At 76.1% G+C, this 13498-nt stretch carries 14 protein-coding genes; 8 read left to right on the forward strand and 6 right to left on the reverse strand.

Features of this window, described 5'->3' with window-relative positions:
- Positions 1-5 precede the first annotated feature (5 nt).
- Together Ae505Ps2_RS24020 and Ae505Ps2_RS24025 are read left to right on the forward strand one after the other, a co-directional pair.
- Positions 6-932: a TIGR03854 family LLM class F420-dependent oxidoreductase gene (locus tag Ae505Ps2_RS24020; protein WP_233147563.1), complete on the forward strand. Its 927-nt coding sequence runs from the start codon at positions 6-8 to the stop codon at positions 930-932.
- A 40-nt stretch (positions 933-972) separates the two neighbouring features.
- Complete coding sequence (locus tag Ae505Ps2_RS24025) at positions 973-1842, forward strand: MerR family transcriptional regulator (protein ID WP_075333504.1); 870 nt, start codon at positions 973-975, stop codon at positions 1840-1842.
- Between the two features lie 22 nt (positions 1843-1864).
- On the opposite strand, the gene Ae505Ps2_RS24030 is transcribed toward Ae505Ps2_RS24025, so the two are convergent.
- Positions 1865-2626, reverse strand: coding sequence for an SDR family oxidoreductase (locus tag Ae505Ps2_RS24030; RefSeq protein WP_075554015.1), 762 nt, complete (start codon positions 2624-2626; stop codon positions 1865-1867).
- A 37-nt stretch (positions 2627-2663) separates the two neighbouring features.
- Between Ae505Ps2_RS24030 and Ae505Ps2_RS24035 the strand changes: the two genes are divergently transcribed.
- Together Ae505Ps2_RS24035 and Ae505Ps2_RS24040 are read left to right on the forward strand one after the other, a co-directional pair.
- A complete protein-coding gene (locus Ae505Ps2_RS24035) occupies positions 2664-3170 on the forward strand; it encodes a DUF309 domain-containing protein (RefSeq protein ID WP_139320210.1) in 507 nt (168 codons plus the stop codon).
- Between the two features lie 123 nt (positions 3171-3293).
- A complete protein-coding gene (locus Ae505Ps2_RS24040) occupies positions 3294-4808 on the forward strand; it encodes a GDSL-type esterase/lipase family protein (protein WP_075554016.1) in 1515 nt (504 codons plus the stop codon).
- A 28-nt stretch (positions 4809-4836) separates the two neighbouring features.
- On the opposite strand, the gene Ae505Ps2_RS24045 is transcribed toward Ae505Ps2_RS24040, so the two are convergent.
- From Ae505Ps2_RS24045 to Ae505Ps2_RS24055, 3 genes are all read right to left on the reverse strand, one after another.
- The gene (locus tag Ae505Ps2_RS24045; RefSeq protein WP_075306763.1) at positions 4837-5916 is read right to left on the reverse strand and encodes a dipeptidase; all 1080 of its coding nucleotides are present in this window, start codon (positions 5914-5916) and stop codon (positions 4837-4839) included.
- 7 nt (positions 5917-5923) lie between these two features.
- On the reverse strand, positions 5924-7048 hold the full coding sequence (locus tag Ae505Ps2_RS24050) for an NDMA-dependent alcohol dehydrogenase (protein ID WP_020626236.1): 1125 nt from the start codon (positions 7046-7048) through the stop codon (positions 5924-5926).
- Between the two features lie 120 nt (positions 7049-7168).
- On the reverse strand, positions 7169-7924 hold the full coding sequence (locus tag Ae505Ps2_RS24055) for an SDR family NAD(P)-dependent oxidoreductase (protein WP_075306764.1): 756 nt from the start codon (positions 7922-7924) through the stop codon (positions 7169-7171).
- 180 nt (positions 7925-8104) lie between these two features.
- On the opposite strand from Ae505Ps2_RS24055, the gene Ae505Ps2_RS24060 reads away from it, so the two are divergent.
- The 4 genes from Ae505Ps2_RS24060 (at position 8105) to Ae505Ps2_RS24075 (ending at position 10944) form a co-directional block, all read left to right on the forward strand.
- A complete protein-coding gene (locus tag Ae505Ps2_RS24060) occupies positions 8105-8743 on the forward strand; it encodes a nicotinamide mononucleotide transporter family protein (RefSeq protein WP_075311890.1) in 639 nt (212 codons plus the stop codon).
- Positions 8744-8765: 22 nt separating this feature from the next.
- Positions 8766-9608 (forward strand): shikimate dehydrogenase, encoded by an 843-nt coding sequence (locus Ae505Ps2_RS24065; RefSeq protein WP_075306765.1) that lies wholly within the window; start codon positions 8766-8768, stop codon positions 9606-9608.
- A 101-nt stretch (positions 9609-9709) separates the two neighbouring features.
- Entirely contained in the window at positions 9710-10135 is a 426-nt protein-coding gene (locus Ae505Ps2_RS30570) for a DUF3253 domain-containing protein (protein WP_249265339.1), read from the forward strand.
- 5 nt (positions 10136-10140) lie between these two features.
- Positions 10141-10944 (forward strand): methyltransferase domain-containing protein, encoded by an 804-nt coding sequence (locus tag Ae505Ps2_RS24075; RefSeq protein ID WP_083695852.1) that lies wholly within the window; start codon positions 10141-10143, stop codon positions 10942-10944.
- Positions 10945-10982: 38 nt separating this feature from the next.
- On the opposite strand, the gene Ae505Ps2_RS24080 is transcribed toward Ae505Ps2_RS24075, so the two are convergent.
- Together Ae505Ps2_RS24080 and Ae505Ps2_RS34305 are read right to left on the reverse strand one after the other, a co-directional pair.
- Complete coding sequence (locus tag Ae505Ps2_RS24080) at positions 10983-11585, reverse strand: class I SAM-dependent methyltransferase (protein ID WP_233147565.1); 603 nt, start codon at positions 11583-11585, stop codon at positions 10983-10985.
- Between the two features lie 9 nt (positions 11586-11594).
- On the reverse strand, positions 11595-13247 hold the full coding sequence (locus tag Ae505Ps2_RS34305) for a hypothetical protein (protein WP_212567665.1): 1653 nt from the start codon (positions 13245-13247) through the stop codon (positions 11595-11597).
- Positions 13248-13498: the final 251 nt, after the last annotated feature.

A 13498-nucleotide genomic window follows, 5' to 3' on the forward strand; every position in this document is an offset into this window, starting at 1 on the left:
CCGGTGTGGTGGCCTCCCCGCACGGCAAGGTCCGCATCGGCGTCGGCTCGGTGGGGCTGCGCACCACCGACCCGGGCTCGGAGTTCGACGAGTTCGTCGACGCCCTCGACCGCGCGGGCGTCGACTCGCTGTGGCTGCCCGACCTGGTCTCCGCCCCCGGCGTCGACGCGCTGGTCGGCACCACGTGGGCGGCCGCCAGGACCCGGACCCTCAAGGTCGGCACCGGCGTCACGATCCTGCCCGGCCGCAACCCGATGCTGCTCGCGGCCGAGCTCGCATCGCTGGCGGTGCTGGCGCCGAAGCGGATCCTGCCGGCGTTCGGCTTGCGTGCGGCGACGCCGTCGGAACGCCAGCTGTTCCCCGTCCCCGGCACCCGGGCCGCGGTGTTCGAGGAGTCCCTGGTGGTGCTGCGCCGGCTGGTGTCCGAGGAGACGGTGACCCACCACGGTGAGTTCTTCACCCTCGACGACGCGTCGGTCGCACCACGCCCGACCCGCCCGCTCGACCTGTGGCTCGGCGGGCGTGCCGAGGTCGGGCTGCGCCGGGTCGGCCGGCTCGCCGACGGCTGGCTGGGCAGCTTCCTCACCCCCGACGAGTCCGCCCGCGCCCGCACCGTGATCGAGGCCGCCGCCCGCGACGCGGGCCGGGCGATCGACGACGACCACTACGGCACGAACGTCACCGTCGTGCTGCCCGGCGACGGGTCCGACGCCGCCGCCGAGCAGGCGCTGCACCGGGCCGCCCAGCAGCGGCCCGACGCCGACCCCGAGCAGCTCGTCGCCCGCGGGTGGGACGGTGCCGCCGAGCAGATCCGCCGCCACGTCGAGGGCGGGCTGACCAAGTTCGTCGTGCGCCCCGCCGCCCCGGCGCGGGACTGGGCCCGGTTCCTCGACGAGTTCGTCGCCGAGCTGGGGCCGCTGGAGTCCGGGTGAGGCTTGCTCCTCCCCCGACGGGAGGTCCCACACTGCGACCATGTTGAGCATCGGGGAGTTCGCCCGGATCACCGGCCTCACGGTCAAGGCCCTGCGGCACTACGACGAGCGCGGCCTCATCAGGCCGACCCGGGTCGACCCGTTCACCCGGCACCGCTCCTACGGCAACGGACAGCTCGCTGACGCCGTGCTCGTCGCAGCCCTGCGCACGGCGGACACGCCCCTGGAACGGATCCGAGCCGCCCTGGCCTCCCCGGCCGACGCCCGCGCGGTGGTGGCCGGGTTCCGCTCCGAGCTGGCCGCGGCCCGAGCCGCACAGGACGCCGCCCTCGCCGCCGCGGAGGTCTTCGTCGACGCGTTCGCCGACCCCGGTCCGGTCGTCGAGCGGGACGTCGACGCCCGGCACTGGGCCGGCGTCGAGCTGAGCGTCCCCGTACCCGACGATCCGGAGACCACCGCCGGGGCCGACGCGGCGCTGTCCCGGGCCGCCGGACGACTGCGCGCCGAGCTCGAGCACGCCGGGGCGTCGCCGCAGCAGCCGATGTGGACGGCGATGGCCGAGGGCGACGACGGCGCGGCCCTGGTGACGCTGTGCTGGCCGCTCACCGCACCGGCTCCGCAGGGGCTGCCGACGACCGTCGAGGACCTGCCCGTCCGTACCGGGACCCTGCCGAGGCGTCGTGAGCTCGTCGCACGCTGGGACCGGGGGCCGGAGGACGCGACCGGCCACGGACTGCCGCACCCCGCGATGATCGCGTTGATGCACGAGCTGTCCGCCCGCGAGGCCGCGGGGCTGCCCGACCCGTTCGACGGCACCGACGCCCTGCGCCAGACGGTGTGGCCCACCGAAGGACCCGACGGCTCCGCGGTCGTGGAACTGGCCCTCACCCTCGTCGCCCACGAGCACTGACCCCGCCGACCCGCGGCACGGCTCAGCGCGTCGTCCAGATCCCCCCGTCGACCGGCAGCACCGCGCCGGTCACGTAGGACCCGGCGGCCCCGGCCAGGAACAGCGTCGCCCCGACGACGTCGGACGGCTTCCCCAGGCGCCCGAGCGGGGTGGAGTCGGCGATCTGTTCGCCCGCCGCCTCCAGTGTGGCGCGCATCATCCGTGACGGGAACGGCCCCGGCGCGATGGCGTTCACGGTGATCCCACGCCCGGCGAGGTCACGGGCCAGCACCCGGGTCAGCTGGTGCACCCCGGCCTTGCTGGCCGAGTAGCTGTAGTTCGGCAGCTCCGGCACGCGCAGCCCGTCGATGCTGCCGATGTTGATCACGCGGGCCGGGTCGTCGGCCGACCCGGCGGCCTCCAGCAACGGCAGGAACGCCCGGGTCAGGAAGAACGGCGCCTTCAGGTTGAGGTCGAGCACCTTGTCCCAGGCGTGCGCGGGGAACTCCTCCAGTGGCGCGCCCCAGGTGGCGCCCGCGTTGTTGACCAGCAGGTGCACCCGCTCCTCGTGCGCCCCGACCTCGGCGGCCAGGCGGACGCACTCGTCCTCCGACGACAGGTCCGCGGCGATGCCGGTGCCGCCGATCTCCGCGGCGGTCCCCGCGCAGGCGTCGGCCTTGCGGCTGGACACGTAGACCCGCGCCCCGGCCTCGGCGAGGCCGCCCGCGATCATGCGGCCGATGCCGCTGGTGCCGCCGGTGACCACGGCCACTCTGCCACGGACGTCGAACAGTTCGGTGATCATGACGCACGCTAACCGGGAAGCTGGCACGCTCGCAGCCATGACCCGTTCCCGCGACCGCGACGGCCGGGGCCGTGCCCGCAACGCCCGCCCCCGCGACGCCGCCGGGCGTCCGCTCCCGCACGGCGCCCCCGGCGTCGAGCGGGTGCCCGAGGACCTGGCGCTCTCCCCCGCCGAGACCGTCACCGAGGCCCAGCGCCTGCTCGACTCGGGCCGGCCGTTCCACGCCCACGAGGTCCTGGAGGGCGCCTGGAAGGACGCCGACGACGACACCCGTGAACTGTGGCGGGCGCTGGCCCAGCTCGCGGTCGGGCTGACCCACGCCCAGCGCGGCAACGCCCGCGGCGCCGTCGCGCTCCTGCGTCGCGGCGCGGAGGGCGTCCGGCTGTGGCGGGTGCTCGACGTCGCCGTCCCGGCCGGGCTGGACCTCGACGGTCTGGTCGCGCACGCGGACGCCCTCGCCGACGACGTCGAGCGGGACGGCACCGGCGCCGTCACCTCGGCACGGCTCGCTCCGCGGTTGCGGGTCACCCGGCCGGGGGTCTGAGCGCCGGGGAGTCCGACGCCACCCCACGACGTCCGTGACTCCGGTACGGCCGCGGGGCCACCATGGCGCCGTGCCCATCCCGACCGCGCCCGCCCCGACCGCGCCGTACGGAGCCCGCTGACGGTGCCCACCCGTGCCACGTCCCGGTCCTGGCCGCGTGCGCTGCTGCGCGAGGCCCGGTCGCTGCCCACGCTGCTGCTGCTCGCGCTGATCGCCGTCGTCGGCGTGCCGCTGGTGATCCTGCTGACCCCGGAGAACCACGTCGAGGTGTTCGGCCAGGACGTCGGCGTGGGCGCCAGGGTGCCGCCGCTGACGCTGTCCGGGCCCGCGCAGATCGCCCAGCTCGGCAACGCCGAGTTCGACCTCACGACCGTGCAGGTGTGGGGTCCGATCCGGCCGCGGCTGTCGATCGGGCCGTTGAAGCGGCCCGCCGACAACGGCCCGGCCCTGGGCCCGCACACCGTCGACGGCGCCGGTGACGCGGTCCGCGACCTCGGTGAGGGGTTCGTGACCTGGTACCTGTGGGGCGCCACCGGCATCGTGCTGGTCGCGCTGTTGGGCAGCGGGCTGATGGCGACCGCGCGGCTGCTGATGGCGCTGCACCGGACCCGCGCCCGCCGGTACCGGCCGGTGCACTGGGACGACCTGGCCGGGCCGATCGGGCGGATGACCGTCGTCGCGGTGACGGCCTCGGTGCTGCTGTGGGCGGGTGCCGGGGTCGCCGCGCTGCACGGCACCCTGACCGGCCTGGGCCGGGTCACCTCGCTGACCGACCTCGTCGGGGCGGCGACGGTCACCCCGTCACCGGTCGGGCCCGCGGTGACCGGGGTCGCGGGCGCGGTGATCGGGGACTCCCGCGCGGCCCGGATCGGCGGTCCTGCGCTGCGCGGCGAGGACGGCACCGTCACCCCGGAGGACCGCGCCTGCGGGCGCAGCACCGACTCCCTCGCCGCCGAGCTCGCCCGGCTGCGTGGCGAGGACGTGCTCAACCTGGCCTGCGCCGGGGCGGGCGTCGCGGCCGGGCTGCGGGGGCCGCAGCTGCGCGAGGGCGTCACCGTCGACCCGCAGGTCGGGCGGCTCAAGCAGGTCCGGAACCTGCAGTGGGTGGTCGTCGCGGTCGGCCCGAACGACCTGGCCTGGTCGGACTTCCTGCTGTACTGCTATGGCCTCGCCACCTGCGACGACCGGCTCTCCGACGGCGAGTTCGAGTCCCGGCTGGCCGGGTTCGCCCGCGACGTCGGCGCCCTGTTCACCGACCTCGACACGCTGCCGGGCCGCCCGCGGGTGGTGGTCACCCTGTCCTACGACCCGTTCCCGGCCCGGTTCGACCCGACGTGCGCCGACATGCGCGGACCGGCCGGCACCCCGGGCCTGGACCAGGCCAAGCTCGACCTCCTCGCCGAGCGGAACCGCCGTCTCAACGACGTGCTGACCGACGGCGCCGCCCGCTTCGGGTTCGCCACCGCCGCGCCGGCCCTGGCGCCGCTGTGCGCCCCGGACCGCGACCGGATGCCGCCGGACATCATGGGGCTCGCCACCCCGGACCCGTTCCACCCGACCGCGATCGGGTCGCTGCGCATCGCCGCCTCCGCCGCCGCGGCGCTCGCGTCGGCGCGCCCCGGCGGCGGCACGCCCTGACCCAGGCCTGCCGCCGCCGGCGCGGCGGTCAGGCGTCGGCGTCGCGCAGCACCCGCAGGGCGTTGCGGTGCGCGAGCTTGGCCAGGTCGTCGGCGCTCCACCCGCGGTCGGCGAGCGCGTCGAGCAGCCGCGGGTAGGTCGAGACGTCGGAGAGCTCGTCGGGGAGCTCGGAGGTCCCGTCGAAGTCGCCGCCGATGCCGACGTGGTCGATCCCGGCGGCCTCGCGGAGGTGCTCGACGTGGGCGACGACGTCGGCGAGGGTCGCGCGCGGCGCGGGCGGACCGTCCCAGGTCGCGACGAACCGGTCGCGGGCGCCGAGGTCGCGGTGGTCGACACCGGCCGCGGCCATGGCCTCGCGCAGCCGGGTGTCCCAGCCGGTGACCGCCGCGGAGACGAAGCGGGGCACGAACGTCGCCATGACCACGCCGCCGTTGCCGGGCAGCGCCTCCAGCACGTCCGCGGGCACGTTGCGCGGGTGGTCGGTGACCGCGCGGGCACCGGAGTGGGTGAACAGCACCGGCCGGGTGCTGACGGCGAGGGCCTGGTGCATCGTCGACGGTGCGACGTGCGACAGGTCGACGATCATGCCGATGCGGTTCATCTCGGCGACGACATCGCGGCCGAACGGCGAGAGCCCGTCGTGGCGGGGCGTGTCGGTGGCCGAGTCGGCCCAGTTGTTGTTCAGGTTGTGGGTCAGGGTGAGGTAGCGGACCCCGAGCCCGCGCAGGACCCGCAGCACGGCGAGCGAGTCGGCGATGCAGTGCCCGCCCTCGGCCCCCATCAGGGAGGCGACCCGCCCGGATCCGACGACGGCGTCGACGTCGTCGGCGGTGTCGGCGAACGCCAGGGCGTCCGGATGGGCGGCGAGCAGCCGTCGCACCCGGTCGACCTGGTCGAGGACGGCGGTCACCGCCTCGTCGTGGCCCAGCTCGCCCGGCACGTACACCGACCAGAACTGCGCACCGACCCGCCCGGCACGCAGCCGGGGCAGGTCGGTGTGCAGCCGTCGGTCGCCGGCGGCGACGTCCGGCTCGGCGGCCGGGTCACCCCCGGACAACTCGCGCAGGGCCCAGGGGAGGTCGTTGTGGCCGTCGAGGACGAACGTCATGCCCCCATCAGTAGCGGATGACGCCGCGGATGTTCTTACCGGCGTGCATGTCCTCGTAGGCGGTGGCGACCTGGTCCAGGGTGTAGGTGGTGGTGACCAGCTCGTCGAGCTTCAGCGCGCCGGCCCGGTAGAGCTCCAGCTGGCGCAGGATGTCCCAGTTCGGGTTGGACATGCCGAACATCGCACCCTGGATGCGCTTCTGGAACAGGGTGACGTCGGCCAGCGACACCGGCAGCGGCTCGGTCGAGTTGATGTCCCCCAGCGCGGTGACGACGACGGTGCCCGCCTTGCGGATCGACGCCATCGCCTGCCCGATGTGGTCGGGCTTCACGACGCCGACGGTCACGACGGTCTGGTCGGCGCCCTGACCGTTGGTGAACTGCTTCGCGATCTCGGTGGCCTCCTCCATCGTCTCCACCGCGTGCGTGGCGCCGAGCTCCTGGGCCTTCTCCCGCTTCAGCGCGACCGGGTCGACGGCGATGATGTTCGCCGCGCCGGCGTGCGAGGCGCCCTGGACCGCGTTGATGCCGATGCCGCCGATGCCCATGACGATCGTGGTGTGCCCCGGCTGCACGCCGCCGGCGTTGACCGCGGAGCCCCAGCCGGTGCCGACGCCGCAGCCGACCAGGCAGGCGACCTCCAGCGGGATGTCGTCGGGGACCTTCACGCAGGAGTCCTCCGAGACCAGCGTGGTCTCGCAGAAGGTCGAGATGCCGCACATCTGGCCGACCGGGGTGCCGTCGTCGGCCAGCCGCAGGCGGGTGGTGTTCTCCTCCCAGCGGGTGCCGGCGAGCAGCCCCGCGCCGAGGTCGCACAGGTTCTGCATGCCGCTGGCGCACCAGCGACAGTGCCCGCAGGACGGCAGGAACGAGAAGACGACGTGGTCGCCCTCCTTGAGGCCCTTCTTGTTCGCCCCGGCGCGAGTGACGATGCCGGAGCCCTCGTGGCCGCCGGCGAACGGGTAGGTGCCGACCGGGATGTCGCCGGTGGCGATGTGGTCGTCGGAGTGGCACAGGCCCGACGCGACCATCTTCACCTCGATCTCGCCGGCGCGCGGCTCGTCGAGTTCGAGGTCGACGACCTCGTACTTGCCCGGAGCGCTCCGGACGATTGCTCCACGGGTGTGTCCCACGGTGGTTCTCCTCAGACGTCGTCGTCCAACGGGATGCGCACGCGACGATATGAGCCAGGCCACTCCAGGGGAAGTGCCACACGCAGATCGCGGGACACCATTCACCTGTAGATCGTGTCGCTAACGGGGCATCCGCCGCCAGACGGCGCGGGGCAGCAGCCGCAGCCCGAGGAACAGCAGCCGCAGCGTGCCGGGCACCCAGACGTCGGCGTTGCCCCGACCGCGCCGGACCGCGCGCACCGTGGCGTCGGCGACCTGCGCGGGCGTCGACGACAGCGGCGCCGGGCTCATGCCCTCGGTCATCCGGCCGACGACGAACCCCGGGCGGATCAGCACCAGCCGCACCCCGGTGCCGTGCAACGCGTCGGCCAGGCCGGAGGCGAACCCGTCGAGCCCGGCCTTGGCGCTGCCGTAGACGTAGTTGGCGCGCCGCACCCGGACCCCGGCCACCGAGGAGTAGACGACCAGCGTCCCGCTCCCCTGCGCGCGCAGCACCTGGGCCAGCTCGGTGAGCAGGTGGACCTGGGCGAGGTAGTCGGTGTGCACGATCGCGGCGGCGTGCGCGGCGTCGGTCTCGGCACGGGCCTGGTCGCCGAGGATCCCGAACGCGACGACGGCGACGTCGATCCGCCCGTGCCGGGCGGTCACCTCGTCGAGCAGCGGGCGGTGGCGGGCGAGGTCGTCGGCGTCGAAGGCGACGGTGTCCACCGCGGCGCCCGCGGCCCGCACCCGGGCCGCCTCGGTGGTCAGCTCGTCGGGGCGGCGGGCGGCCAGCACGACCGTGTCGGTGTCGCCGGCGGCGAGCCGTTCGGCGACCTCCAGCCCGATCTCGCTGCGACCACCCAGGACCAGGACCGTGCGTTCCGAACCACCCACACGGTGCAGCCTCCCACCCGGGGGCGGAGCGTCGTCGCCGTGGGGTCGGACGGGGAGACCCGCTCGACCGAGGGTGGTGTGGGTCCGCTCACACCGGCCCGGGTGGGGATGGGCGGGGACGGCGCCGTCGTTGTGTGCTGTCACGGGGCGTGCCCGCCGCGCTCCGGGAAGGGGACCGTCGTGGACCTCCTGCTGCACCACGGGCTGACCGCGTTCGGGCAGTTCGTGTCGTGGGCCGAGCTCGTCGGGCAGATCGGCGCCATCGCCGTGGTCTTCCTGGCGCGCCGGCGCAGCCTCGCGACCTGGCCGGTGCAGATGGCGGCCTGCGTGCTGCTGTTCACCGTCTACGCCTCGGCCCACCTGGGCGGGCTCGCGTTCCGGCAGGTCATCGTGCTGGCCATCTCGGTGTTCGGGCTCGTCGCGTGGCTGCGCAGGCGCGACCCGGTCTACGGGCTCGCCGTGCGCCAGGCGAGCACCGCCCAGCGGCTCGGGCTGACCGGGCTGCTCGTCGGCGGCACCGTCGTCATGGCGCTGGTCCTCGACGCGCTCGACGCCAGCTGGGCGCCCTGGCCGGATGCCGCGATCTTCGTCGGCACCGCGGTCGCGTTCCTCGCCCAGGCTCTGCGGTTCGTCGAGTTCTGGGTGATCTGGCTGCTGGTCGACGCCGTCGGCGTGCCGTTGCAGCTGGCCTCGGGGCTGTGGTTCTCCGCCGCGGTCTACGTCGTGTTCGCCGGGCTGGTCGTGCACGGCTGGTGGAGCTGGGCGCGGACCCGGCGCACCGTGGCGGCCGCGCAGCGGGAGCCGTCGCGGGCGGTCTGAGCCGCCGCGGGATACTGCCCGGATGAGCACGTCCCCCGTCCGCCGCGCCGCCGTCCTGGGTTCCCCGATCGCCCATTCGCTGTCCCCGGCGCTGCACAACGCCGCCTACACCGCACTCGGGCTGGCCGGCTGGCACTACGACCGGTACGAGGTCGACGAGGCGGGCCTGGCCGGGTTCGTCGCCGGGCTCGGCCCGGAGTGGGCCGGACTGTCGCTGACGATGCCGCTCAAGCGGGTGCTGCTCGACGTCGCCGACCACGTCGCGCCGGGGGCGGCCGCGATCGGCGCCGGCAACACCCTGGTCTTCGAGGGCACCGGCGCGACGGCGCACAACACCGACGTCACCGGGATCGCGCGCTCGCTGCGCGCCGCGGGTGCCGGCGGCGGGCGCGCCGTCGTGCTCGGGGCGGGCGGGACCGCGCAGGCCGCCGTCGCCGCGCTGCACGACATGGAGGTCGACGCCGTCGACGTGCTGGTCCGCGACGCCGGGCGGGCCTCCGCGCTGCGCGGGACCGCCGAGCGGCTCGGCACCGAGGTGACGGTGCACGCGGTGCTGACCGATCCCCCCGCCGCGGCGCGGCTGCTCGAGGGCGCCGACGCGGTCGTCTCCACGCTCCCGGCGGGGGCGGCCGACGCCCTGGCCGGCGCCCGCTGGCGGCCGGGGACCGTGCTGCTCGACGCGGTCTACGCGCCGTGGCCGACGGTCGTCGCGGGCGGCGCGGCGGCGGCCGGCGCGCGGATCGTCTCCGGTCTGGAGATGCTGCTGCAGCAGGCGGTCGCGCAGGTCGAGCTCATGACCGGGCGCCCCGGCCCGGAGGCCGCCATGCGCGAGGCCCTCGACGCGGCCGTGCTCGCCCGCAGCTGAGGCCCCCGGTCCGACGGCCGCACCCGCGCCCCGCTCCGCCAACCGGGCGCCCGACGACGCTCGGCGAGCGGAGCGCCGCGGGCGCAACGACCATGGTGGTCGTGGAGGAGACGACGGGGGCCGACGACGGGGACCAGGGCAGCGACCACTCCCGGGACCGGCACCGGCGGAAGGGCCGTCCGGTCGACACCGAGCTGGAGTCGGCGATCACCGGGCTCCTCGACCGGCGCAGGAGCGGGGCGACGATCTGCCCGTCCGAGGCGGCCCGCGCCGTCGACCCCGACGGCTGGCGCGACCTCATGGAACCGGCGCGGACGGCCGCGCACCGTCTCGTCGACGCCGGGCGGGTGGAGATCCTGCAGTCCGGCCGGGTGGCGGACCCGTCGATGGCGAAGGGCCCGATCCGGATCCGCCGGGTGCCGGACCGAGCGGCCCGCCCGGCCGAGCGGCGCGCCGGACCGAGCGGCCCGCCCGACCGAGCAGACCGCCGGCCGAGCGCCGGGCCGGCTGACGGCGTGCCAGGCTGACCCCCGTGCCCCGCGACACCTACACCCACGGTCATCCGGGCGTCGTCGTCCGGTCGCACGCGGCCCGCACCGCGCAGGACTCGTGCGCCTACCTGCTGGACCGGCTCGCGCCCGGCACCAGCCTGCTCGACGTCGGTTGCGGCCCCGGCAGCATCACCGCCGACCTCGCCGAGCGGGTCGCGCCCGGCCGGGTGCGCGGCGTCGAGGTGGTGCCCGGCCCCCTGGAGCAGGCCCGCGCCGGTGCCGCCGCCCGCGGCCTGGACGTGGAGTTCGCCGTCGACGACGGCTACGCCCTGTCCGACCCGGACGACACCTGGGACGTCGTGCACGCCCACCAGGTGCTCCAGCACGTGTCCGACCCGGTCGCGGTGCTGCGGGAGATGGGCCGGGTCGCCCGCCCCGGCGGACTGGTCGCCGCCCGCGACGCCGACTACGCCGGGTTCCACTGGTGGCCGCACGACCCGCGCCTGGACCGCTGGCTGGAGCTGTACCGGGCCGTCGCCCGCGGCAACGACGCCGAGCCCGACGCCGGACGGCGGCTGCTCGGCTGGGCGCACGCGGCCGGGTTCAGCGAGGTGACACCGTCGGCGTCGGTCTGGTGCCACGCGACCCCGCGGGCCCGCGCCGCCTGGGGCGGGATGTGGGCCGACCGCATCCACACCGGGGTCGGCCGGATGGCCGTCGACCGCGGGCTGGCCGAGGAGCCCGAGCTGGCGGACATCTCGGCGGCGTGGCGGGAGTGGGCCGCGCACCCGGACGGCTGGCTGGTGATCCCGCACGGCGAGATCCTCGCCCGGGTGCCCGGCTGAGCGGGGCCGGCCGGGCGGCCGACGGGGTTCAGTCGCGTTCAGTCGCGCCGGTGCAGCGCGACGACGTAGTCGCCCCCCGACCACGGCTCGCGGTCCCAGGTGGCCCAGCGCGCGACCGGCACGAGCCCGGCGGCGGCGCACCACGCGTCGTGGTCGTCGGGGGTCGGCCAGCCCGGCTGCGTCGCGAACCCGGCGAGCAGCAGCCCGCCGGCGCGCAGGTGCGCCGCGCACCCGGCGACCACTCCGGCACGGTCGCTCGCGTATGGGATCACGTTGCCCGCGAGCACCACCAGCGCGAACCGGTCCGGCAGGTCGAGGCGCTCCAGACCGGTGGCGACCCAGCGCAGCGCGGGCGCCTTGGCCCGGGCCGCGGCGATCATGTCCGGGTCGGGGTCGACGCCGGTGACGGCGATCCCGCGCCGGTCCAGCTCGATCGCGACGCGGCCGGTGCCGCAGCCGCCGTCGAGCACGGGGCCGTCGCCGCACAGCGCGGTGACCAGATCGGCCTCGCCGTGCGGGTTCTCCCCCGCCGCGGCCATCGCCGCCCACTTCCGGTCGTAGTCGGTGAGGTCGACGCGGTCCTTCCAGGAGTCCCAGTCGTCGGGCAGGTTCCCGGGGTCGAGCGTGCGGTCGTCGGACACCCCGACAGGCTAGACGGGGACGCCGGCGGCGAGCCGCCGCCGCAGCCACCGGCCCAGTCCGCGGCGGCGGTGCAGCGGGTGCACCACCACGACGGTCTCGGCACCGGTGTCCGGCGCGGTGAGCCGCGCAGCGACGGCGACGAGGTCTCCCGCCCGCGAGCGCAGCAGCAGGCAGCGCCCGCTGGGTGGCAGCAGCACCGAGCGCAGGTCGGCGTCGGTCCAGCTGGTCCCGGCCTCCGGCGACCCCGCGACGCAGGTGCGCAGCAGCGTCGCGAGCTCGGCGGTCTCGGCACCGGTCGCCGGGGTCGCGGTGAGCGCGTCACCGTCGTCGAGGAGCAGCTCACCGACCGGGCCCGCCGCGCCCGCGCGCAGGAACGCCTCGGCCCGGGCCCGCTCGGTGACGGTGAACGGCGCCCAGCCCCGGCGCGCGACGAGCGGGGTGCCGTCCGGACCGGTCAGCTCCAGCACGTGGGTTCCGGTCGCCGGGCCGGCGACGACGTCGTCGGCGTGCAGCAGGGCGGCGAGGGCCTCGCGCAGCCCGTCCGGGGTGCGGGACGCCGCGACGAGGTCGAGCGCCCGGGTGGGGGTGTCGACGAGCTCGTGCGGGTCGGCCGGGGTGACCCGCACCGTGTCCGGGGCGGAGCCGCGCAGCCGTCGCCGGATCACCCGGGAGAGCCGCTCGGCGGTGACCGGGCCGCCGACCAGCATCTCGTCGACCACCGACCCCGCGTCCTGGGCGTGCACCGACAGGGACAGGATGTTGCCGCCGACCTCGGCGACGGCCGCGGTGAGCCGCGCCAGCGCCCCGGACTCGTCGGGCAGCCGGACCCGGACCTTGTGCAGCTCCGGTGCCCCGACCACCCGCAGCACCGTCGGCTCCGGCAGCGCCGGGGCCTCCGACGGCACCGGGGGCTCCGACGGCGCCGCGACGGCGGGGCGCCCCTCGACGAGCGTCTGCCCCGGCCCGTCGGCGTCACGACCGACCGCGCGCAGCGCGGCCCACACCGTCACCTGGTTCGCGGTGAGGACGGGCTTGCCGAGCTCGCGTTCGAGGCCGGCGACGGCGTCGTAGGTGGCGAGGTTGGTGCACGAGACGAACACCGCCTGCGCGTCGGGGTGGTCGGCGGCACGCACGGCGGCGGCGACGTCGTCGGCGCGGACCTGCCAGATCCCGCCGAGCAGGCCCAGGCCGTGCCGGGCGACGGTGGCGACGCCGTGCTCGGCGAGGAAACCGGCGAGCAGGTCGGTGAGGTCGTCGACGTAGGGCGTGGCGACGGCGAGCCGGGTCACGCCCAGCTCGGCGCAGGCCGTGACGAGCGCTCCGGCCGTGGTGACCGCCGCCGGGGCGCCCGCGTCGAGGACCGCGGCACGCAGTGCCCGCTCCCCCGCGGCGCCGTCGACGAAGCTGCCCGAGGTGCACGAGTACGCGACGACGCCGGGCCCGGGTGTCAGCACCTCGCGCACCGCGGTCCGCACCATGGCCGGGTCCGAGATCAGCCGGGCCTGTCCGGCGTCGGCCGGGGTCTCGACGAACGGGGTGCGCGTGAGGTGCAGCGTCGCCCCCTCGGGGACCCAGCGCCACATCTCGTGGTCCAGCGCGAAGTCGTAGGGCACGACCACCCCGACGCCGCACCGCGGCGTCCCCTGCTGCTGCTCGTCCATGCCGGCCTCCACGCCGATGACGATCGCCGTCGTGGGTTGCGGCGGCGGGTCACCTGTGTTTCACGATGATGAGGACGCCGCCGGAGGCCGTGCGTTCCGTCCCGCCGTGGGCGGTGTGGAGGTCGTGCCCAGTTCTCGGATGTCCTGCGCGCAGGATGGCAGCGCCGCGGACGCGGTCACAAGCGTGCGCGGCGACCGTCGGCGCCGACCGGTGTCGGCACGTCGCCGAGCGCGGTGCCCGACCGGGAGCG

The organism is Pseudonocardia sp. Ae505_Ps2 (assembly GCF_001932425.1).
Lineage (GTDB): Bacteria > Actinomycetota > Actinomycetes > Mycobacteriales > Pseudonocardiaceae > Pseudonocardia.

Excerpts from the sequence above, each read along its gene's own strand:
- Ae505Ps2_RS24025 (WP_075333504.1), top strand. The coding sequence starts at position 973 with ATGTTGAGCATCGGGGAGTTCGCCCGGATCACCGGCCTCACGGTCAAG.
- Ae505Ps2_RS24030 (WP_075554015.1), bottom strand. The coding sequence starts at position 2,626 with ATGATCACCGAACTGTTCGACGTCCGTGGCAGAGTGGCCGTGGTCACC.
- Ae505Ps2_RS24035 (WP_139320210.1), top strand. The coding sequence starts at position 2,664 with ATGACCCGTTCCCGCGACCGCGACGGCCGGGGCCGTGCCCGCAACGCC.
- Ae505Ps2_RS24045 (WP_075306763.1), bottom strand. The coding sequence starts at position 5,916 with ATGACGTTCGTCCTCGACGGCCACAACGACCTCCCCTGGGCCCTGCGC.
- Ae505Ps2_RS24065 (WP_075306765.1), top strand. The coding sequence starts at position 8,766 with ATGAGCACGTCCCCCGTCCGCCGCGCCGCCGTCCTGGGTTCCCCGATC.
- Ae505Ps2_RS34305 (WP_212567665.1), bottom strand. The coding sequence starts at position 13,247 with ATGGACGAGCAGCAGCAGGGGACGCCGCGGTGCGGCGTCGGGGTGGTC.